Origin of the sequence: Streptosporangium sp. NBC_01639 (assembly GCF_045209755.1) — a bacterium.
Classification (GTDB): Bacteria; Actinomycetota; Actinomycetes; order Streptosporangiales; family Streptosporangiaceae; genus Streptosporangium.
Genome location: NZ_CP109272.1, coordinates 855748 through 877801, shown reverse-complemented (window position 1 = coordinate 877801; position 22054 = coordinate 855748). Strand labels below are relative to the sequence as shown.

18 protein-coding genes are annotated in these 22054 nt (G+C 68.8%); 6 read left to right on the top strand and 12 right to left on the bottom strand.

Annotated elements, in window-relative coordinates:
* The first annotated feature begins 121 nt into the window (after positions 1–121).
* From OHA77_RS03900 to OHA77_RS03890, 3 genes are all read left to right on the top strand, one after another.
* Positions 122–1711, top strand: a complete 1590-nt coding sequence (locus tag OHA77_RS03900; RefSeq protein WP_406316172.1) for a DNRLRE domain-containing protein — start codon at positions 122–124, stop codon at positions 1709–1711.
* Complete coding sequence (locus OHA77_RS03895) at positions 1684–6003, top strand: DNRLRE domain-containing protein (protein WP_406319762.1); 4320 nt, start codon at positions 1684–1686, stop codon at positions 6001–6003. The genes OHA77_RS03900 and OHA77_RS03895 overlap by 28 nt, the downstream gene beginning before the upstream one ends.
* 215 nt (positions 6004–6218) lie before the next feature.
* Entirely contained in the window at positions 6219–6827 is a 609-nt protein-coding gene (locus tag OHA77_RS03890; RefSeq protein ID WP_406316171.1) for a DUF6461 domain-containing protein, read from the top strand.
* A 268-nt stretch (positions 6828–7095) separates the two neighbouring features.
* Here OHA77_RS03890 and OHA77_RS03885 read toward each other — a convergent pair whose 3' ends face one another.
* The 11 genes from OHA77_RS03885 to OHA77_RS03835 form a co-directional block, all read right to left on the bottom strand.
* Positions 7096–7329: a hypothetical protein gene (locus OHA77_RS03885; protein WP_326822027.1), complete on the bottom strand. Its 234-nt coding sequence runs from the start codon at positions 7327–7329 to the stop codon at positions 7096–7098.
* Positions 7330–7396: 67 nt separating this feature from the next.
* On the bottom strand, positions 7397–8740 hold the full coding sequence (locus OHA77_RS03880; RefSeq protein ID WP_326822028.1) for an ABC transporter substrate-binding protein: 1344 nt from the start codon (positions 8738–8740) through the stop codon (positions 7397–7399).
* A 33-nt stretch (positions 8741–8773) separates the two neighbouring features.
* Positions 8774–9592: a carbohydrate ABC transporter permease gene (locus tag OHA77_RS03875; protein ID WP_326822029.1), complete on the bottom strand. Its 819-nt coding sequence runs from the start codon at positions 9590–9592 to the stop codon at positions 8774–8776.
* Complete coding sequence (locus OHA77_RS03870) at positions 9589–10545, bottom strand: carbohydrate ABC transporter permease (protein WP_406316170.1); 957 nt, start codon at positions 10543–10545, stop codon at positions 9589–9591. Before OHA77_RS03870 ends, OHA77_RS03875 begins: the two co-directional genes overlap by 4 nt.
* Entirely contained in the window at positions 10545–11243 is a 699-nt protein-coding gene (locus tag OHA77_RS03865; RefSeq protein ID WP_406316168.1) for a glycerophosphodiester phosphodiesterase, read from the bottom strand. Before OHA77_RS03865 ends, OHA77_RS03870 begins: the two co-directional genes overlap by 1 nt.
* Positions 11244–11495: 252 nt before the next feature.
* Positions 11496–12281 carry an inositol monophosphatase family protein gene (locus OHA77_RS03860; RefSeq protein WP_326822032.1) on the bottom strand — a complete coding sequence of 262 codons (786 nt, stop codon included), beginning with the start codon at positions 12279–12281 and terminating at the stop codon, positions 11496–11498.
* A complete protein-coding gene (locus OHA77_RS03855) occupies positions 12278–13270 on the bottom strand; it encodes a 2-hydroxyacid dehydrogenase (RefSeq protein WP_406316166.1) in 993 nt (330 codons plus the stop codon). The genes OHA77_RS03860 and OHA77_RS03855 overlap by 4 nt, the downstream gene beginning before the upstream one ends.
* 23 nt (positions 13271–13293) lie before the next feature.
* Positions 13294–14742 (bottom strand): FGGY family carbohydrate kinase, encoded by a 1449-nt coding sequence (locus tag OHA77_RS03850; RefSeq protein WP_406316164.1) that lies wholly within the window; start codon positions 14740–14742, stop codon positions 13294–13296.
* Positions 14729–15514, bottom strand: a complete 786-nt coding sequence (locus tag OHA77_RS03845) for a DeoR/GlpR family DNA-binding transcription regulator (RefSeq protein ID WP_326822035.1) — start codon at positions 15512–15514, stop codon at positions 14729–14731. Before OHA77_RS03845 ends, OHA77_RS03850 begins: the two co-directional genes overlap by 14 nt.
* Positions 15511–16140, bottom strand: a complete 630-nt coding sequence (locus OHA77_RS03840) for a histidine phosphatase family protein (protein ID WP_326822036.1) — start codon at positions 16138–16140, stop codon at positions 15511–15513. The genes OHA77_RS03845 and OHA77_RS03840 overlap by 4 nt, the downstream gene beginning before the upstream one ends.
* Entirely contained in the window at positions 16137–17648 is a 1512-nt protein-coding gene (locus OHA77_RS03835) for an FGGY-family carbohydrate kinase (RefSeq protein WP_406316161.1), read from the bottom strand. The genes OHA77_RS03840 and OHA77_RS03835 overlap by 4 nt, the downstream gene beginning before the upstream one ends.
* Before the next feature lie 187 nt (positions 17649–17835).
* On the opposite strand from OHA77_RS03835, the gene OHA77_RS03830 reads away from it, so the two are divergent.
* From OHA77_RS03830 to OHA77_RS03820, 3 genes are all read left to right on the top strand, one after another.
* Positions 17836–18792, top strand: a complete 957-nt coding sequence (locus OHA77_RS03830) for an inorganic phosphate transporter (RefSeq protein WP_406316159.1) — start codon at positions 17836–17838, stop codon at positions 18790–18792.
* A gap of 78 nt (positions 18793–18870) precedes the next feature.
* Positions 18871–19503 carry a DUF47 family protein gene (locus OHA77_RS03825; protein WP_326822039.1) on the top strand — a complete coding sequence of 211 codons (633 nt, stop codon included), beginning with the start codon at positions 18871–18873 and terminating at the stop codon, positions 19501–19503.
* A gap of 13 nt (positions 19504–19516) precedes the next feature.
* A complete protein-coding gene (locus OHA77_RS03820; RefSeq protein ID WP_406316158.1) occupies positions 19517–20497 on the top strand; it encodes a teichoic acid biosynthesis protein C in 981 nt (326 codons plus the stop codon).
* Positions 20498–20603: 106 nt separating this feature from the next.
* On the opposite strand, the gene OHA77_RS03815 is transcribed toward OHA77_RS03820, so the two are convergent.
* Positions 20604–21962 carry a S8 family serine peptidase gene (locus tag OHA77_RS03815; protein ID WP_406316156.1) on the bottom strand — a complete coding sequence of 453 codons (1359 nt, stop codon included), beginning with the start codon at positions 21960–21962 and terminating at the stop codon, positions 20604–20606.
* Positions 21963–22054: the final 92 nt, after the last annotated feature.

Sequence of the window (22054 nt, the reverse complement as noted above, 5' to 3'; positions counted from 1 at the left end):
CATCAGCCTGGCTGCGGCGCCGTCCTGGGCCTAGCAAGAACCGCCATCACCCCCCGCCCCCACCCAGTCGGTCCCCGCCCAGGCCCAGCCGGCCCCCGCGCCGAAGGGCGGCACGCCGGTCGTGGACAAGGTGGTGGAAGCCGCCAAGAAGAAAGCCCGCGAGACCGGCAAACGAGTGGAGATCCCCTCCCAGCAGACCGAAAGCACAACGGTCTTCGCCAACCCCGACGGCAAAACCCTGCGGATGGAACTGCACACCCAACCCATCCGGGTCAAGAAAGCCAAGGGCGAGGGCTTCACGCCGATCGACACCACCCTGGTTGAAGACAACGGTGTCATCAAGCCCAAGGCCGCCAAGGGCGACCTGACCCTGTCGGCGGGCGAGGACGCCGTCTTGCTGAAGAGCAAGACCGCGCGGGGCACCGCGGAGATCGCCGCTCCCGGCAAGCTGCCTGAGCCCAAACTGACCGGCAGCACCGCCACCTACCCGTCCGCCTACGGCGCGGGTGTGGACCTGGTCGTCACCGCCACGGTGACCGGTTTCCGGCAGCGGATCGTGATCCGGGAGCGGCCGAGCGCCCCGGTGACCTTCCGTCTGCCGGTGGACCTGCCTAAGGGCATGTCCTACGACACCAACGCCGCCGGGCAGCCGATCCTGCTGGCCGAGGACGGCAAGAAGACGGTCGCCGAGGTCCGGCCGGCGCTGGTGCTGGACGCCGTCGCCGCCGACCCGAACGGGCCGATCGACGCCGGAAAGGTCGGCAAGGCACACGTCAGCGTGGAGCAGGACGGCTCGGCGCTGGTGCTCACCCCCGACACGGCGTTCCTGGCCGACCCCACGGTCACCTACCCGGTGACCGTAATGGCCGCCGACTCCGATTGGTGGGAACCCGAGCTGGCCAACGACACCTTTGTCAACAGCTTGGACTATCCCGACGGCTACGCCAACAGTGGCCTGGACCGGATCCTGGCCGGTAAATCCAACGACGGTGGCGTGCGCTGGCGCAGCTACATCCGCTTCGACGACATCCCAGCCGACTCCCCGCTACGGGGCGGGAAGGTCGACAACGCCGACCTCACCTTGTGGAACTACCTGTCCAACGACTGCGGCCTGTATGTCGGCTCCGGCATCGCCGCCCGCCGCATCACCGAACGCTGGGATGTCTCCACCCTGACCTGGAGCAACCAGCCGCTGGCCACCAGCGCAGGTGTGGACACCGAATACGGCGCTTACAGCACCAACTGCTCGGGCTCCATGAACTACGCGTCCGACCTCATCCACTCCGTCAACGAGATCACTCAGGACTGGGCCGACGGAGAACCGAACTACGGTTTCCTGCTCACCGCCGGCAACGAGTCCGACCTCACCAACTGGCGCCGCTACCGCTCCAAGGAGCAGACCGACGGTGGCTTGGCGCATGGCCCCAACTCACCGTCGACTTCACCCCCGCGTACAAGCTCCGAGTCGTCTTCTCCTCCGACGAGGATCTATCCCGTTGGCCGACGTATGAGGAAGCCCTGCCGATGCAGGTCGACCATGGGGAGGGCGGCCCAGAACTGGGTGGGATCACACTTGATGAGGCAAACGTTATCCAAAGCAAGCCAGGCGCCCTTTATGAGGTCGGCCCCGATAAGCTACAACCCCTTCCAGGGGAAGACTGGAGCGGGCCAGATCCGGAGGACATCCCCTCGGACAAGGCAGGGCCTGTAGTCATCGAGACGGGTCCGGCAGGCGACGCCATCGATGTACCGGCAGATGTTCAGGTGAAAGCCACTTTTGACAAACCGGTACGAAATGCGCAGCTCACGTTGAAGGACTCCGCGGGAGCGGTGGTTACGGGAAGCCTCAGATCGGAAACCGATCAGAAGTCGGTGATCTTTACCCCGGCCCAGCTGTTGTCTGTTGGCACCAAATACACCGCTGAGGTGAGCGGTGCGCAGGATTTGTGGGACAACGTCATGACGACCACCCACTCGTGGTCGTTCACTACTCTCGTAAAGATGGCAGGTCATTGGACGTTCGACGAGGCTAACGGCCGCACGGCCGCTGATGCGTCGGGACAAGGCCATGACGCGAAGCTGAACGACACAGCGGTCCGGATCGCCGGAAAGAACGGAAACGCGGTCTCCAACGCACCGTCACAAGGGGAGACAGCCGCTTCGCGTCAGGCGGTCAGCCAGAACAAGAGAGTCGAGGTCGTCGACAAAACCACCGAGACCAGTGTCACTTACGCTCAGCCTGACGGGAAGACGTTCACGACCGAGATCACTGCGGGTCCGGTGCGGACCAAGCAGAATGGCACGTGGGTGCCGATCGACGTCTTGCTAGCCGAGCAGGGCGGGCTACTGAAGCCGAAGGCGCTCGCGTCGGGTGCCACGGTGGAGGTTTCCACCGGCGGCACGGGTGCGTTCGTGAAGATGACAGCCGCTGACGGGCAGTCGTACGCGCTGCGGTGGCCGACCGCCCTGCCCAAGCCGACGGTCAGCAAGAACGTGGCTACGTTCACCGACGCGGCCGGCAAGGGCGCGGACCTGGTCGTGACCGTGCTGCCGACCGGGTTCCGGCACGACGTGGTGCTGCGCGAGCGGCCTGCTGCGCCGCTGGAGTTGCGCATCGGGGTGGAGACCGATGGTCTGACCCTCACCGAGGGCAAGGGCGGGCGCCTGCTACTCACCGGCGGCAAGGGCAAGAAGCTGGTCGCTTCGGCGCCGCAGCCAGTGATGTGGGACGCCCCCGCCGGAGCTCACTTGGCCACGAGCCGCCTGCCACAGGCCCGGCACGCGAAGATCGCCACCGACGTGGTGACCACCGGCGGCCGGACCGAGCTGGTGCTCAAACCCGACCACGCGTTCTTGTCCGATCCGGCCACGAAGTATCCGGTGCGGGTGGATCCGACGACCACACTGCCGTTCAACCACGATGTGGATGTCTCGTCCACCAACACCGCCAACTTTCCGGCCGACCCGACCTATCCCATCATCATGGCCGGCACTCGGATCGGCAGCCTGAAGTACCGGGTACACCTGCGCTTCGACACCACCAGCCTGACCGGCGCCACGGTGACCGACGCCAAGCTCTCGGTGCTGAACATCGGCGCTCAGGCCTGCGGTAGCGCGGTCGGCGCGGGCATCCAGGTGCGCCGCCTGACCAGTGCATGGGATGAGAACAACCTGTACTGGGTCAACAAGCCGATCTCCACCACAGAGGACGCCCAGATCAACAAGGCGGGTTACGACTCCGCCTGCGCCGATCCCACTCTGCTGGAGTGGCCGGCCACCGGCATCGCTCAGGACTGGGCCGCCGGCGCGGCCAACCACGGCCTGGTGCTGCAGTCGCCGACCGAGACCAACGTTGAGAACTTCCGGGTGTTTCCCGCTTCGGAGGAGGTCGGCGAGTTCAATAGCCCGCCGACGCTGACCGTCACCACTACCGGCCCAGTCTCCGCCCCGGCGATCAGCGGCTTGACCGTCACCCCGGCCCAGGACGTCGCCGGCACCACCACGGTCACCTCCCTCACCCCACAGTTGGCCGCCACTGTCTCCGACGCCATCGGCGGCACCCTGACGGGCCAGTTTGAGATCGAGCACGACCCGGCCGCCACCGATCAGGGCACCGGCCAGATCTGGACCGGCGCCTCCGCCGCAGTGGCCTCCGGCAGCCAGGCCACAGCAGCTGTCCCAGCCGGGAAGCTGACCGACGACTGGCAGGTCCGCTGGCGTGCCCGCGCGGCTAACGCTGCCGCCTCAACCACCTCGGCCTGGTCGGACTGGCAGCAGGCCACCGTCGACGTACCCGGCCCGATCTCGGAGCCGGCCGTGGGCGCGCTGCAGGTCAACCCCTCGCAGGTGGTGAACGGCACCACCGTCACCTCCACCCTCACCCCCACCCTGCTGGCACAGGTGAGTGGCCCGGTCGGCGGCACCCTGCGGGCCGAGTACGAACTCGAGCACGACCCCGCCGCACCCCAAGGCCAGGGCACCGGCCAGATCTGGACCGGCGGTATTGACAACGTCGCCTCCGGCACCCAAGCCGGCATCGCCGTCCCAGCCGGGAAGCTGACCGACGACTGGCAGGTGCGCTGGCGCGCCCGCGCCGTCGCCGGACAGCTGTCCTCGGCCTGGTCGGACTGGCAGCAGCTCACCATCAACGCCGCCCAGCCGGGCGAGGAGCCCCTCGCACAGACCGCCGAGCCGGTGATCCGCACCGACCAGAGCTTCACCGCCACCGCCTGGCTACGGTGGAACGACAAGGACGGCGACTACACCGTCGTCGAGCAGAAGGGCACCCACCAGGCGCCCTTCCGCCTCGGCAACACCCCCGACCGCGGGCTAGTGTTCACCTTCACCAGCGCCGATGCCGCCGACGCGACGACCGAGGGTGTGCTCTCCGACGTCGAACCACCGACGGGCGAATGGTTCCACCTCGTCGGCGTGTACGACGCCACAGCCAAGACCGCGACGCTCTACCTCAACGGCGCGGCTGTCAAGACCGCACCGGTCAGCTTCCCCGCGTGGAACGCTGATGCCGCCATGACGCTGGGCACCAGTATGCGCGGCGATCTCGATGACGTTCGGGCTTATCCACGTCCGCTGGCGGCTGCTGAGATCGCCGCATTGCTCGGTGGCGCTTCCACAGCCGTGAAAGTTCCGTCTTCCTCGCAGAAACCATTGGAGCGAGCAACCGGTTCAGTGCAGTCATCCACCATCACGGCCCCCTCCAACAGGGGAGCCGCAGCCTTGTCCTCTTCCAATCAGGCGGCCGAGCCACTGGACTACAATTTCTTCACCTATGACCGGCTGACTATCGGGCAGTGCAACGACCTCAGGAAACAGAGCTGGGACAAGGCGTACAGCGCCGAGGGATTCGATCTCCTGAGGCCGTATACGGCGTGTTGGAGCAAGTGGATTGGTTGGGGCGATTGGGAGGCAAAGTACAAGAAGGGTAGTTGGCAGGTTACTCCCGAGGTCGAGGACGGGCGGAGGCTCGAGGCGACTGTCGTCATGCAGACCTATCTCGGAGACAGTTCGGGAACGGAAGTTCTTCCCGATAACGTCCGAGGCGACGCCAAGCCCAGGCAGATCGCCGTGTGGACGAGTCTTAATAATTTCGCTGCTGTCCAGGACTGGCAGCCAACAACTGCCTACGACAACGACTTTCTGAGGGTGGAAATCAAACCCAATTCCGACCCTGATAACTCCTCAACCTGTGTGAGAACTGGCGGGGAGGACCGTCGAGACACCATCGGCAATTGGAAGAAGCGCGACCACGACCTTTCCATCTTCCAGTCGGCGAACGTCAACCTCTCCAAGAGCAGAATAGCTGCGTGCACGTTGCGGCCATGGCTTATCTATGAGAAGGCTTTCGGTTCGGCTGGCGACAGCCGGGTAGCTATGTGGAACAGGCCGGAAGGGAGGATCTTTGAGACCGCTAAGGACAACGCTCCCAAGATACGGTGTGATAGCAAGGCAAGGGGAGGGTGGAGCCAGCCCTATTACAAGAATGGATGCATTTTCGTAGGGGCAAGCGCGCTCTACACAATGTATACCGGTGATCCGCACAACCAGGCGGTCGCACAGCATATCCATGACGCATACTGGAATCCCGAAGCCACTCTTCCCAGAAGGCTGGGTGGGAAGCACATTCCCGGAAACTGGGACGACCCCGATCAAGACGCGAGAAATCCGCTCAAATATCTAAGCCCGAATACATGGGTGGACGGCAAGAACCTAAAGAACGCAAACAAGGCCGAGAAGGACAGGGCTTGCGCGACAGCAGAGGTATCCGCAGGGAAAAAGAACCCGGATGACCAATGCGATGAATTCCCATTCGCCTCCACCTATGAAGGCGCCGGAGCGGGTACCGGACAATATTCGGTTCGATACATTGACAGAATCCAGAACAGGGATGCCGGAACGGACCTTAGAATGTTCTATGCACGATACAGAATGGACGAAGGCATGAGCTTCTGGGTTCGGGTCCATCAGGGTCCTCCACCATCGTGAGAAACGATGTGATCTCGTCCAGTCTGTGACGCCTGACGAAGCCGCGGCTAGAGAAAACGTGTAACCTGTGGGAACACGGCCTGCATCAGTATCCTCGGAACAACTTTATTGATATATGGCCGTGTTCCCGACATTGGCGGCGATTACCTGCCTATAAAAAAGAAGGGCGAGGCGAAATTGTTAGGAAGGAATGCCTGTGCTGGAAGGGCATCTCGATGAAATCCGCTGAACGGCTCTATGACCTGCTTCACTCCTATGCGCGGTTCTACGGCGACGAGGACGAACCTCTCGCGGAGTTCTGTGCCGCCTGGTGTGAGGGAATCGGGGTCGAGGAGGCCGCACGGCGGCTCGGGGCGGACCTGGATTCCCGCACCGACTGCGACCTCAGGAACATCGCGGATGCGGCGGGCGGTAACGTCATCCTGGTGGGCCTGTGCGGATCCTGGACGTTGGTCTTCCAGATCGGCGGTTTCGACTGCGCGACGATGCAAGGACTATCGGCCCTATCTCGTGATTCGGGCCGGGCGCTGAGCGTTAGCTGGAACATCAATGGGAACGAAACCCTTGATTACGCGATCGATGGGCAGATGATCACGAGTCTCACCATCACCTACCCAGAGCTCCGCGACGGAATCGACCCCCATGCGCTGGACCCGTATATGGAAGGACTGCGTTTCGAACTCAGCAGCGGTCGAGAGGGGCCCTCGAATGATGAGGTCATCAGCTCCGCGCTGACTCTGATCGGCCGCATCACCGGCCGCGAGATCGACCAGGAGTGGCTGGACGGTACGCACGCGCTGTATGTGATGCCATCTCGGGACTGACGAGCCCGGTTTGAAAACCGCTCCTGTGGATGAGACCGATACAGCAATGGAGACAGAGCGAGCGTGTCCGCTCTTGGCCTGTGACGACCAGGACGGACATCCTCGCAACCGCATAACGCACGAAAGTCGACGCCGCGGTGGTCGTGCTTGCCGAACCGGCCCGCTCCACCCTTGCCTGATCGGCGGCACCGGGCAGTGCGATCGGTGTACGGCGCTGCGTGTCCTGACCGGGACCGGGCACGCCCCCGGTCCGGGGGCGTGCCGGGTCTCACTCCGGTGGGCCGTAGGGCTCGATCCTCGGGTCGGCGTAGGGGCCGCCGCCCGCCTCCGGGTCGAGGGTGCGGGCGGCCTCCTCGGTCACGCGCAGGCCGTACAGGCCCTGGTCGGGGTCGATGAGCACCAGGCCGTAGCCGGTGTCGACCTCCTCCTCCGACAGTCCGAGACGGTGGATGGCCTGGGGGAGAGTCGCCTGGGGCGGGAGCCGTACGGTGACAAGGTGCATGACCTCACGCTACGCGCATCACCCCGCGCCGCAACGATGTGCGCGCAGTCCTCCGGCCGGGGGTGGCCTACATGTGCCTTTCGATCGTCTTGCGGACTGACTCGGTGCTCTTCCTCAGCTCCGCCGCCACCGACTTGAACACCGCCTCCGCGGGCTGGTTGTCGGCGTAGATCTTCTGAAGGCCGCCGTAGATCACCCGGTTGGCGTTGGGGACCTGCACCCGCACCTGGTCCTGCTTGTGGGTCCTCGGCAGTTGGTCGACCGCCTTCTTGAAGTTCGGGTTGTCGGCGAACAGCTTCTGCATCTGGGGGGTCTCCGCCGCGGCCTTGGTCGCCGGAAGATACCCGGTGTCGATCGTCCACTGGGCGGCGTTCTCGGGCTTCGCGAGGAAGGTCAGGAACTCGAAGGCCGCCTGCTTGCGTTCCTTGGGCGCACCGGCCATGACGGAGATGCCGCCGCCGCCCGTGGGGCAGCCGAACGCGGTCTCCTCGGGAAGGAACGCGGTGCCGACCTTGAACTTGGCGTCCTTGGTGACGCCGGTGAGCGCGCCGGTGGACTCGGTGAGGGTCGCGATGAGCCCGTTGGTGAAGTCGAGCTTGGGGCTCTGCGCCATGTAGGCGAGCTTGTCGTCGTGGATGAGCTTGCGCTGCCACTCGCCGGCCTCGACCGCGCCGCCGGTGTCGATGGTGACGTCGAGCCCCTTGGAGTAGTTGCCGCTCCACTGCCAGACCGTGCCCTGGAACTGCCAGTCGCCGTCGATCTGGGCGTAGGCGGTGAGCTTGGGCGACTGGCCGGCGACCTTCTGCGCGCTGATGGCGGGTGCCCACTCGCGCAGCTCGCTCCAGGTCTTCGGGCCCCGGTCGGGCAGCCCGGCGGCCTCGAACAGGTCCTTGTTGTAGTAGAAAATCGGGGTGCTGCGGGCGAAGGGCACCCACCACACCTCGTTCTTCACGGTGCCCTCGGCGATGAGCTGGTCGGTGTAGTCGGCGGCGTTGAGCCCCTTGCCGAAGTATCCGTTCAGCGGTTCGAGGGTGTCATTGAAATAGAACTTGTTCCAGGTCACGTCGCTGAAGACGCACAGGTCGGGGATCTGGCGGGCCTGCAGGGCGGTGGCCAGCTTCTGGGTGGTCTCGTCGTAGGTGCCCTGGAACTGGGCCTCGACGTAGATGTTGCTCTGGGAGCCGTTGAACTTGGCCACGAGGCGCTGGAACGCCTCACCGGGGACACCGGTCCAGGGGAACCAGATCACGACACGCTGCCGCTTGGCGTACTGCTCGGGCACCTTGCCCTCGGGCTGTGCCATGCCCGAACCGGATCCGCCACCGCAGCCGACGGCGGTGAAGGCGAGCAGGCCGGCGCCGGCGGTGCCGAGGAACTGCCGCCTGCTGAACGAGGGGAAGGAGGTGTTCATGGGGGGATCCTTTGCGAGGAGGCGCGACGAGGGTCAGCCCTTGACCGCACCCTGGGTGAGGCCGGTGACGATGTGGCGCTGGGCGAGGAAGAAGACGACGAGCACGGGGACGACGACGAACATGGCGGCGGCCATGACAGCTCCCCAGTTCGTGTATCCCTCCTGGTTCTTGAGGAGGAGCAGGCCGACGGGCAGGGTGCGCATCGATGCCGTGTTGGTGACGATGAGCGGCCAGATGAAGTCGTTCCACTTGCCGACCAGCGACACGATGCCGACGGTGATGAGCATCGGCCGCGACATGGGCAGCACCACGCTCCACATGGTGCGCAGATGGCCCGCGCCGTCTATGCGGGCGGCCTCGATGAGCGCGCCGGGCAGGGTGAGCATGTGCTGGCGGAGCAGGAACGCCCCGAACGCCGAGGCGACGCCGGGGATGATGATCCCCTGGTAGGTGTTGATCCAGCCGAGTTCCGAGACGGTCAGGTAGTTGGGCAGCAGCGTCACGTGACCGGGCACCATCATCGCGCCCAGCAGCACGACGAACAGCACCCGCTTGCCGGGGAACCGCAGGAACGTGAACGCGTACGCGGTGAGCACGGCGTTGGCGATCTCGATGGCGCTGCCGGCGAACGTCGTGATGATGGAGTTGATGTAGAAGTCGGCGAAAGGGGCGGAGTTCCAGGCGTCGCTGTAGTTGGCGGGACGGATGTTCGTGGGTATCCAGACGGGCGGCCAGGTGTAGATCTGCGAGGGGTCCTTCAACGAGGAGGACAGCAGCCAGTACAGCGGGCCGACCATGATGACGCCGAGGACGATGAGCAGGGCGTACTGAGCGGTACGGGCGATTCTCACTTGTAGTGCACCTTCCGCTCGAGGTAGCGCGTCTGCAGGAGCGTGATCGTGAGGAGGATGCCGAACATCACGATCGAGCTCGCTCCGGCGGGGCCGGCCTGGAAGCTCCGGAACCCGGAGTCGTAGACGAACCACGACAGGATGGTGGTGGCGTCGCCGGGACCGCCGCCGGTGGTCAGCGCGATGACGTCGAACGCCTGGAACGAGCCGATCGTCGAGGTGACGACGAGGAAGAACGTCACCGGCGAGAGCAGCGGCAGGGTGAACCTGCGGAAGGTCGTCCAGGGGCCGGAACCGTCGAGGGCCGCCGACTCGTACACGTCCTTGGGCATGTTCTGCAGGCCGGCGAGATAGACGATCGCGGCGAAGCCGGTGTTCTTCCAGAGATAGACGATGATGACCGCGGGCAGCGCCCAGTCGGAGTCGGTGAGCCAGGCGGGCGAGGCGCTGCCGACCGCGGAGAAGAACACCCGGGACAGGCCGTAGTTCGGGTCGAAGATGAACGCCCACACGAGACCCACCGCCGCGCCCGAGAGCACGTGCGGAGCGAACACCATCGTCCGGACGAACGTGCGGCCCCTGAGCTTCAGGTTGAGCAGCAGCGCGATGCCGAGGCCGAGGAGCATGCTGCCGCCCACGACGCCGACGGTGAAGTACACGGTGGTCAACAGCACGTCGGCGAATCCGAGGCTGGTGAACATGTCGACGTAGTTGTCGAGACCGACGAAGTTCTTGATCGGCGAGATCATGTCCCAGTCGGTGAGGCTGAGGTAGGCGTTGTAGATCACCGGCCAGTACGAGAACACCACGATGAACAGGAAGTTCGGCGCGACGAACGCGAGGAACATCAGGTGCTCGCGGCGCAGGCGCCGACGTGCCCCGCCGGTGCCGGGCGAGGCGCCGCGCGGCACCGGGGGCGGCGCGACGCCGGCCTTGGTCATCGCGGCCGGCATCAGGATGTCCCGGCGTCCGCACGCAGGCGCAGCAGCGAGGAGATGTCGTCGGCGACGACCCCGTCGACCCCGTACTCCATCGCGGCGACGACCGCGGCCTCGTCGTCCAGAGGGCCGACCCAGACGCGGTAGCCGCGTTCCCGCATGGCGGGCACCCCGGCCGCGTCGGCGACCCTCCAGCGCGGGCCGAAGTACTGCGGGCGCAGGGCGTCGAGCAGTTCCTCGGACGGCGGCTGCTCCTCGGTCCAGTCCAGGCCGATCGTGGCGTCGGGCGCGTTGGCGCGCAGCTTGATCAGGGCCTCGCGTCCACCGCGCCGCGCGGCGACGAAGATCGAACGGTCGAAGGCGTCACCGTGCCGGCGCAGCGCGGCGACCGCGGGGGTGATCACGTCGTCGGTCTTGAGGTCGACGAGGAACGTGGTGTCGTCGAACGCGTCGAGCACCTCGTCGAAGGTCGGGACCTGGTATTCGCCGCCGGTCTCACGCACCTCGGCGAGGGTGAGGTCGGAGATGTCGGCGGTGCGGCCCCAGAGCCGTTCGAGACCCGCGTCGTGCAGGAGCACGATGTGCGCGTCCCGGGTGAGGCGCAGGTCGAACTCAAGGGTGTTGGCACCTTTGTCGACCGCGGAACGCAACGACGGGAGGGTGTTTTCGCGGTGCACGAGCGGGTCACCACGGTGCGCGATCGTCAGGAACACGGGTTCTCCTTGGGGGCGGGAGGCAGGCCAGAACATAACGCTATTAACACTTATGGGCGTTTTGTTCGCAGGAGTAGTTAACACGATGTTCACATAACAGGCAAGAGGTGAGTGCCCCATCGGCCACGATCACCGGGATTAAAGGGTCGAATGCTCGCATATGGAGCCATAAAGCGGGCAGGGGTGGCCGCTGGGCCACCCCGAATCGCAACCGCTCTGTTATTTAAAACGTTAAAATGGCGTCACATCGCGTTAGAAGCGCGGACGCGTGAGTGCGACGAGGTCGTCGAGGACGGGGCCGGATCCCGCCACGGTCACCTCCGAGTCCATGAAGTGCTCCGCGCCGCCGCGGTCGACGACCTCTCCGCCTGCCTCACGTACGAGCGCGATGCCCGCGGCGGTGTCCCACGGGTTGTTGGAGAACATGATCAGACCGTCCAGGCGGCCCTGCGCCACCCAGGCGAGATCCACCGCCGCGGTGCCCAGCATCCTTATCCGCTGGGCGCGCGCGGCGAGCTCCGCGGTCGCCGCGAGGCGTTCCGCATTGAGCTCCGCGGCGTCGACGCCCACCGCGTAGTCGCCTACCGCAACCACGGCGTCGGCGAGCCGCTGCGGCGTGCTCACCCGCATGGGGCTGCCGTCGGCGTGGGCACCGGCGCCCTGGACCGCCGTGTAACGGTTGCCGAGCAGCGGCAGGTCGACCACGCCGAGCACCGGCCGTCGCCGGTAGACCAGCCCGAGGGAGACCGCGACCAGCGGCAACCCGTGCACGAAGTTGACGGTGCCGTCGATCGGATCGAGCACCCAGGTCAGCTCGCCCTCCCCCCTGGTGCCCTCCTCCTCACCGAGGAACCCGATCGCGGGGGTCTCCTGCCGCAGGTAGTCGCGGACCGCGCGTTCGACGGCGAAGTCGACCTCGGTGGCCATGTCGCGTTCTCCCTTGGCGGTGAGAACGCCCGGCCGCCCCTCGCGGACGAGGCCCGCGGCGAGCTCCACCGCCTTCTCCGCGACGGGCAGGAGCGGGGTGAAGGCACTCACCGCGTCTCCGCGAGGAACGCGGTCACGGCGTCGGCGCACTGGCGGGCGGCGCGCTGCGCCGTCTGCACCGTCGCCCCGGCGAGGTGGGGGGTGCACACGACGTTCGGGGCGGTGAACAGCCGTGAGCCGGCGGGCGGCGGCTCGACGTCGTACACGTCGAACGCCGCGGCGCCGAGCCTTCCGTCGTGCAGCGCGTCGGCGACGGCGTCGTAGTCGAGCAGCCCGCCACGGGCGGTGTTGACGAGCACCGCACCCCGGGGCAGGCGGGTGAGCGCGGCGGCGTCGACGAGCCCGCGGGTCTCGGGGGTGAGCCGGGCGTGCACGCTCACCACGCGGGAACGGTCGAGCAGCTCGTCCAGGCCGACCGGGGTGGCGCCGTCGAGGGTCTCGGGAGCGGCGTACGGGTCGTATACGAGCACCTCGGCGTCGAAGGCCGCGAGGATGCGGCCGACCCGGCGCCCGATCGCGCCGTACCCGATGAGGCCCACCGTGGTCCCGGCGAGCTCGGAGCCGACGGCGTCGAGGGCGTACAGGTCGCTGCGCCACTCTCCCGCGACCGTCGAGGCATGGGTGGCGGGGATGCGGCGCAGCGCGGCGAGCAGCAGGGCGACGGTGTGCTCGGCGGCGGCCACGGCGTTGCGGCCGGGTGTGGAACGGACCTCGACACCGCGTGCCGCGGCCACCTCGAGGTTGACGTTCACCGGTCCGCCACGTGCGACGACGATGAGCCGCAGCGTGTCGGTGGACTCGATGACCCGGGCGGTGAACGGGGCCATCTGGGTCACGGCGATCTCGACTCCGTCGAGCGCCTCGATCAGGGCGTCCTCGTCACCGGACGCCTCGTCGACCTCGGCGACCGGTCCGAACGGCGTGTGCGGCCAGGGCAGTGTCATTGTCGTGACGTCGAACCCCACGTCGAGCTGGGCGTTCAACGCGCCAAGGAGCAGGTCATTGGTGACGAAATGATCACCGGCGACGAGGACCTTCACAGGGGGGATTCCCTTCTGTTCTGCTATCCGGAGGCGACCCACGCGGGGCGGGCAGCCGTGATCTGGGTGAGATAACGCTCGTAACCCGCGGCGTACCGGGCGGACGCGGCGGGGTCGGGATGGTGGGTCCGCCCGGACGGTGCCGCCATGGCGGGCAGGCCGAGGGTCTCGGCGGCGGCGCGGGCCGCTCCGCGGGCACCGGTCTCGTCGCCGGAGAGGACATTCAACGGGCGGTCGAGGACGTCGGCGAATATCTGCGACCACGCCGCGGACGCGACGCCGCCGCCGCACGCGGTCAGCGACCCGGTGAGCCCGGCCGTCGTCAGGCAGTGCCGGGCGCTGTAGGCGATCGCCTCGCAGGTGGTGCGCACCAGGTCGGCGGGACCGGTGCCGAGGTGCAACCCGTCGATCCGGCCGCGGGCGCGGGGAGCGACGAACGGGGCGCGCTCTCCCGCCTCGGCGAGGAACGGCAGCATCGACAGCCCGTCCGAACTGCCTCCGGCGAGCAGCCGCGGCAGGTCGGAGACGGTCGCGCCGATGAGGCGCAGTACCCAGTCGAGGGCGGCGGTGCCGACCATCGCGGGCAGCGCGCGCAGCCAGCGCCGGTCCTGCCAGGTGCTCAGCGTGAGCCCGCACGCCTCGCCGCCGGTGTCGACGTCGTCGACGAGGACCTGGCAGGCGAGGGTGGTGCCGACGATGAGCAGCCCGTCGCCGACCTCGGTGACGCCGGCGCCGAGCGCCGAGGCGGGCAGGTCGTAGGGCGCGGCGATGACGGGCGTGCCCGCGGGCAGCCCGGTCGCCGCCGCGGCCGACCGGCTCAGCGCGCCGGTCGGCGCGGTGGTCACCGGCGCGAGCAGGTGCCGGCGGTGCGCGAGACCGCACGCGGCGATCAGTTCCTCGTCGTAGTCACGGCGGAGCGGGTCGAGGAACGGCGCGGACGCGTCGGACGGGTCGGTCGCACGCAGCCCGGTGAGGGCCTGCATGACGACGTCCTTGCAGTATCCGGCGGTCGCCGCGCGGTCGAGCACCGATGGCTCGTGCGCGTCGAGCCAGGCCAGGACGGCGCCCGAGCAGCCGGGGAACATGAGCGTGCCGGTACGGCGGTAAGCGGAGTCGAGCAGCCCCTCGGACTCCCACGCCTCGATGACGGGGGTGGCCCTGGCGTCGAGCCACGAGATCGCGGGGCGCACGGACCGCCCCTCGGCGTCGACGAGCCACACCCCGTCGCCCTGACCCGTGATGCCGACGGCCGCCACCGTCCGGTCGAGGCCGCTGACCAGCTCGGCCAGCACGCCGACGGCGGACGCGACGACCGTGTCGATGTCCTGTTCGTACCGGCCGTCGCCGGGCCGGTCGAGGACCGTCGGCCGGGCGGTGCGCAGCAGTGCCCGGCCGGCGCCGTCGAAGGCGACGGCCTTGGTGACCGTGGTGCCGACGTCGATGCCGACGACGACCGGATCAGACGACGTCATAGCGGATTCCGTTCTCCCGCATCTCCAGCAGGCTGTCCTCGGGGGCACGCGAGTCGGTGAGGACGAGATCGAAGTCGGACAGCGGGACGAGCCGGTGCAGGGCGACGCGGCCGAGTTTGCTGTGATCGACCGAGAGCACCGACTTCTGGGCCGCACGGATCATCGCCCGCTTCACCAGGACGATCTCCTGCTCCTGGTGGTAGGCGTAGTTGTTCGACACCGCGGAGACGGAGGCGAACAACATGTCGACGCGCAGCGCCTCGATCGCCTCGATGCACGGCACGCCGAGGAACGAGTCGTGCGTCGGGTAGTACTCCCCGCCGAGGGTGATCAACCGGATGCCGCGCATGCCCGCGACCAGTTTGATGGTCTCCAGGAAGTTGGTGATGACGGTCAGCGGAGCGGCGTCCTCAAGGAGGCGGGCCAGCTCCAGTGTGGTCGTCGAGTCGTCGAGCATGACGGCCATGCCCGGCTCGATGAGCGCGCGGGCGCGGCGGGCGAGAGCGACCTTCTCCTCGCGGGCGGTACGCAGCCGGTAGGTCACGTTGCTCTCGAAGACGCTGGACGGCTGCGCGCTCACGCCACCGCGGAACTTGTGCACGATGCCCTGACGCTCCAGCTCGTCGAGATCGCGGTGGATGGTCATGAGACTGACGCCGAACAGTTCGGAGAGATCGTTGGCCGACATGGAGCCGTGCTGCAGGACATGCTCGGCGATCTCGGCCTGCCGCTGGGCGGGCCGGTTGCGCTCGGGAGAGTTGGAGGTCGTCATGTGGTCCATCCTCGGGACACCGGCACGTTGTACGCCAGCAGCGCCGCCGAATCGTCTCCGCCGGAGAGCCGGAACGTTGTCGTGGAGCCCGGGGCGAGGGCCGGCAGCCGCCGCCGGTAGTCGCCGAGCGGCACGCCGAGCACCTCGCAGACCAGCAGGCGGATCAGAGTGGAGTGGGCGACGACGAGGATCCGGCCGCCGGGGTCGGCGGTGGCGAGGTCGCCGAGTCCGGCCAGGGCACGTGCCACGGCGTCGGCGGGGGCCTCCCCCTCCGGGAAGTGGTCGCGGGCGGGGTCGGCCACGAACCGGGCGGCGACCTCGGGATGCTCCGCGCGGACGTCGGCGAGGGTGCGCCCCTCGGCGATGCCGAAATCGAGCTCACGCAGCCTTGGGTCGACGGTGGGGTGCTTCCCGAGGGCCGCCGCGACCGGCGCGAGGGTGGCGACCGCACGGGAGAGGTGCGAGCTGGCGATGCTGGTGAATCCCTGGGACGGTGCCCACTCGGCCAGTGCCCGGGCCTGGTCCGTCCCGACGTCGTCGAGCCCGATGTCGCTGCGGCCGGTGTAGCGGTTGGGATGGTGCCAGGGGGTCCGGCCGTGGCGGGCGAGGACGACGGTCGTGGTCACGGTTGCTCCTTGGCGTAACGAGCGAGGTCAGGCTCGAGATGGCCGCGATCGGCCAGCTCGTCGACGAAACCACCGTAGGCGTCGGCGAACCGTTCCGCGGACCCGGGTCGGGGATCGACGGTCTCGGCGATGCGGACGAAGCGCCGGGACGTCGCGTGGAGGCCGTCCTTCCCCGCGGCGGCGAGGACGGCCATGCCGAACGCCGGTTCGGGGCTTGCCGGGAGGCGTATCGGCCGGCCCAGGATGTCGGCGCGCAACTGCGTCCAGTAGCGGCTGCGGACGGCACCCCCGGTCGCCGACAGCGGCCCGTCCACGTCGGCGCCGAGATGGCGCAGCGTGGAGTAGGCGAGTCGTTCGACGAACGCGACGCCCTGCAGGACGGCGGCGTACCGGTCGGCCTCGTCCACCGGGGTGCCCAGCTCGAAGCCCTCCGCGTCCGGCGCGAAGAAGGGGAACCGCTCGCCGCGGCCGGCCAGGGGATAGGCGATGCCGCCCGACGGCTCGTACCGGGCGGCGGCCCGGTCGAGGGCGTCGCGGTCGCCGCTCGGGAACCGGCGTTCGAGGATGCCGGCACCGACGCTGGAGGCACCGCCGGGCAGCCAGCCGCCGTCGGGGTGGCGGTGCGAGTAGATCACGTTGGCCGGGTCGACGATGCGGGTGGCGGTGACCCCCTTGAGGACGAGGGTCGTGCCGAGCACGGAGTTCCAGCTGCCGGGAGCGAGCGCGCCGGCGGCGATCTGCGCGGCACAGCCGTCGCTCATGCCCGCGAGGACCGGGGTGCCGACGGGCAGCCCGGTATGGTCCGCCCCGGACGCGGACACCGTACCGAGCGGTGTGCCGGGGCGCACCACTGCGGGCAGGACCGCCGGGGAGAGGCCGAGTCTGCCGAGCGCCCCGGTGGGCCAGCCGAGCTCGTCGAGGTCGTATCCCGTCTTGAGCGCGTGACTCCAGTCGGTGGCGACGGGGCCGCCGACCAGGCGTTCGGCGAGGTGGTCGGGGCAGTGGACCATCCGGACGTGCCCGGACTCCAGGCCGGCGCGGAGCGGGGCGGGACCGGTGCGCAGCAGGTGCACGAGTTTCGGCAGGGCCCACGAGGGCTGCGTCGCGTGGCCGAGGGCGGCCGTCACGTCGGGCGCCTCGGCGGAGGCCCGGGCGTCGTCATACATCAGGGCCGGGGTGAGGGGAGTGCCGGCCACGGCGTCGGCGAGCAGGAAGGTCCCGGAGGTGCCGCAGATCGCGACCCCCAGGACGGCCCGGGGATCGACGTCCTTCAGGGCCTGGCGGAACGCGCTGCCGAGCACCGCCCACCACTGCGCCGGGTCCTGCTCGTGCACAGCGCCCGCGCGGTGGCTGGTCAGGCTTCCCGCCCCGTGCCCGGCGACACGGCCGGTGTCGTCGACGAGGACGACCCGCAGGCTCTGAGTGCCGACGTCGACACCCGCCCACACCTGGGCTGGTTGGTCTGTGCGCATGAGAAGTCGCGGCCCCCGCTCGAGCAGAAGAGTCATTGAGCGATGTGAACTTAACATTCTTTTCGGTAGAACTCCAGGCAGCCACGTGTCCGAAACGGGCGGTTGATGTGCCGAATCTACCGGGATCTCTGTCCGGATCCATGCTTCCTGTTGATAAATGCCGGACATTTAATGTTAACTTACGGCCGATACAACACGGATACATGGGAAGAAGGCGTCGCAGGTGGAAGTCGGGATGGTGGTGGCGGCCGTCTTCGCCGTGTTCACCGGCTTCAACGACGCCGGTGCCCAGGTCGGTCTGGGCACCCGGGCCCGTGGACTGCCACCCCTGGCCGCACTCGCACTGCTCGCGACGGCGGTCGCGGTCGCGCCCCTGGTCGTCGGTACGGCGGTCGCCGCCACCCTCGACGGCCGGCTCGTCGCCTACCCCGGCGGCGACGGCCGCACCGGACTGTACGTCGGGGTCGCCGTCGCCGTCGCCGTCACCGTCGGGCTCGGCTGGCGCGGACTGCCGACCAGCCTCACTCTCGCACTCGTCGGCGGGATCGCCGGTGCCGGCACCGGGGGCGGCGGCGACGTCTCCTGGCCCGTCATCGCCTCCGTGCTCGCCGCCGCGGCCGCCGCCCCCGTGGCCGGAGCGCTCGTCGCGGGCGCCGCCTGCCGCCTGGTGCGTGGCCTGCCGCACGTCGGCACGGCCGGTATCCGGCTGCGGTGGCTGCACATCGCGGCCTTCTCCGCCGGGTGCGTCGCCTACGGCGCCAACGACGGGCAGAAGGTTCTCGCCGTGTACTTCGCCACCCGCGACGGCACGCGCCACGGTGCGGCGGACCTCGCACCGGTGCTCGTCCTGCTCGGTGTCTGCTTCCTCGCCGGTGGGCTGGCCGGACTCCCCAGACTCGCGGCCGGACTCGGCGGCATGCTCACTCCCACGCGCACCGACACCCTCGTCGCCACCGAGCTCACCGGCGCGAGCGTCGTTCTCGGCACCGCCGCGCTCGGCTCCCCGGTGAGCATGACCCAGTCCCTCGCCGGGGCGCTCATCGGCACCGGCCTCGCCCGCGGCACCCGTCGGGTGCGGTGGCGCGGGGTCCTCGCCCTCGGCCGCGCGTGGCTGTTCACGCTACCTCTCGCCTACGGGCTCGCCGCGCTCGCCAACGCCACGATCGGAGCACTGAGTTGACCAGGACGAATGCGGGGGAGCGGGCTTGACCTCCTCCTCGCAGCCGAAGCCCGAGGTCGCCACGCTCAAGGAGATCCGATGAGCCCCGGACGTGTACGCCGTGTCCTGCGCGACCTGTCCGGCCGTACCGACCGGACACTCGCCGGTCTCGTGGTCGCGCAGGTCCGCGCCGCCGCCCGCGGAGTGGTGCTCGCCCGCGCCGCCGTGGACGGGGCCCTGCATCCCGCGGAGGCCCGCCGCCGGATGGCCCTCGTCGAGCACGAGGGCGATGCCGACCGGGCACGGCTCATCAGCCGGCTGCGCCGTAGCGTGACCTCCCCCATCGATCGCGAGGACCTGTTCCGGCTCTCCCGCAGTGTGGACGACATTCTCGACACCCTGCGCGACTTCGTCCGCGAGGTCGACCTCTACGAAGCCTCGCCCGACCCCCTGCACGGGCCGATACTGGCCGCTCTCGCCGACGGGGTCGACCGGCTCGCCACCGCGGTCGAGCTGCTCGCCGACCGGCCGCGCGACGCCGCCGACGCGGCGCTGCAAGCGAAGAAAGGCGGTGTACGACCCGCGTACCAGCAGGCCGTCGCGGTCCTGCTCACCCGACCCGAACCATCCCTCACCTCCCTGCTCCTGCTCAACCGGCTCGACACCGCGGGGGCGCATCTCGCCGCCGCGGCCGACGCCCTCGCCGACGGCGTCGTCAAACGATTCCAGTGACGGAGATCCCCCCATGCCGACACGACGTACCTTCCTCATCAGCGGTGCCATGACGGGCGCCGCCCTCCTCGCGGGCGGCCCCGCCGCCGCGGCGGCCGTGCCGAGAGCCGACCGTTTCGACTGTGCCGCACCGGGTGCGCGGCTGCTCGGAGGGGTGCCCCTGCACAACGCGACCGTCATGCAGTCGTTCGCGTTCGACGACGCCAACGGTTGTCTCTACGTCGTGCAGCTCGTGGCCGGCGGCCTGCAGCTGCCCGGCGAGCCCGAGCCCGTCAGCGGCGCCGTGCGCGCCAAAGACGGTGACCTATGCCTCACCCGGCTCGACCGCACGGGACGTGAGACCGGCCACATGTATCTGCTCGGCTTCGGGCACGGCGTGCAGATCGGCGCGGAGCCCCAAGGCCGGGGCACGTTCCTGTGGACCGAGGTCGACTCGGTCACCGACGACGACATCAGCGGCTGGGGCTCCCGGCTGTGCCGGTTCCCGTTCGTCGACGGCTCCATCCTCACCCGGGACTCTCCCGGCCTCGTACGGCATGTCCCCGTGCCCGGCGCCGACCGCACGACCTGCGGCACCGACCCCGTCAACCGCCGGCTGGTCATGCGGCACCGCGTCGACGGCGCGTTCCGCTACGCGCTGTACGACCTGAACGACGTCCGGCACCACAGGTACCGACCGCTCGCCGAGGTTGCCCAGCCGGAGCTGGCGTACTCCTTCCAGGGATACGCGACGTACGGGTCGTACCTGTACCTCCTGGAGGGGACCTCCGGGGCGGCACCCGGGAACACGCACCTGACCTGTGTCGATTGGCGGACGGGGGCGGTCGTCGACCGGCAGTTCGTGTCGGACGGCGCGGAGGTCGAATTCCGCGAGCCGGAGGGCATGGCGATCCAGGTCGCCGGTCCGAAGGAGGTGCGGCTGTGCTTCGGATTCGCCTCGGGAGTCACCGGTGACCGCCGGGCCAACGTGTACTACAAGGACGCGCTGGTCTGACCTCGCGTGCCGGACGGCGCCGCGGAGACGATCCGTGACGCCGCCGGTACGGTCCCGTCCGGCCCGGTCACCCCGCCGGGCCGGACGGGGACCGAAACCCACGCCCTCACGCCACGCGCATCGCCCTGCGCCGCAACGACGCGAGCACCCCCGCCGTGTCGGCGGTGCCGTAGCCGTAGTCGTAGTCGAACCCGACGTCGCTGCGGTCGTCGGCGGTGCGGCGGAGCAGGGTGCGGAGCTGGGCGGGGGAGAGGCCGGCGGCGGGCCATCTGGTGCGGATGGCCGCGACCAGTCCCGCGGCGACGGGGCACGCGGCCGAGGTGCCCGAGTCGGGCGCGCCGGCGCCGAAGGCCTTGGAACCGGAGAAATGGGTGTAGGAGCAGATGTCCGGCTTGCGGAGGGTGAGGCGGCCGGGACCCTGGGAGGAGTATCCGACCCGCTCGCCGCGGGTGTCCACGCCGCCGATGGACAGCACCCCCGAGTGGGAGTTGGCGCCCGCGATCGGCCGGTCCGGATACGCGCACCGGCCGTCCTTGCACTCGCGCCCGCAGTTCCCGGCGGCGAACAGCACGTCCGCGCCCGCCTGCTCCAGGCTGGCGACGATCAGGTTGAACGGGTGGGCAGGATTGTCGGAGTAGTTGCCGGGATGGCCGACGGGGAAGTCCCAGCGGGGGGAGAAAGAGCCCCAGCTGTTGCTGACCACCAGGGACCGTGACGCGACAGGCTGGTTCTCCAGGACGGTGCGCAGATGGGCGAAGGCCGCGACCGCGTCCGACAGCAGGCCGTCCAGGGCCGAGCCGCCCGGCCGTTCGGAGAGCAGCACGGGAATGTCGATCAGTGTCGCCTTGGGAGCGCCGATCAACGCGTCGAACGCGCACATCGTGCCGTGGTTGACCGGGAACTCGCCCGGCCTGCCGGTCACCCCGTCGGGGTTCCAGCTCCGCTCCTTGTCCAAAGACAGGTCGCGTCCGAGCTGGCGGCTCACGTGGGCGGCGTTGATGCCGGTGTCCAGGACGGCCAGTGCGACCCCCGACCCGTCCAGGCCCTCCGCCTGCAGCTCCGCCACGCGCAGCAGCCGCTCCACATCGTGCCAGTCGCCCACCGGGGCGTCGCCGCCGCAGGTGAGGTTCGACTCGATGACCGGGTCGGCGAACACCCCCACGACGTCGTTGCGGAGAGTGGGCAGCAGGGTGAGCCGGGTGGACAGCTCGTCGTCGGAGATCTCTCCCCGGATCATGACCGAGGCGTCGTCGGCGGCGAGGGAGAAGGTCAACGCCTGGTTCAGGGAGAGGGGATCGCCGCCGGCCCCGGGCACCGGGCGCGGCACGGCGACCGGCGTGAAGGAGGCGTCCAGGACGACCCCGGGCAGACCGTCGGCGACGTCGGCCGTCGTCGCGGTCACCTCGGGATCGGCGACCGCCGCGACGACGTCCGGAGAAGGGCGGAGCTGGATCAGTACCCGCATGGTGCACCACCAGGTTCAGGGGGAACGGACCTCACCACGTTCCTGCATCCACCGGGATCGCGTCCACCCATTCAAAACACCACACATCAGCA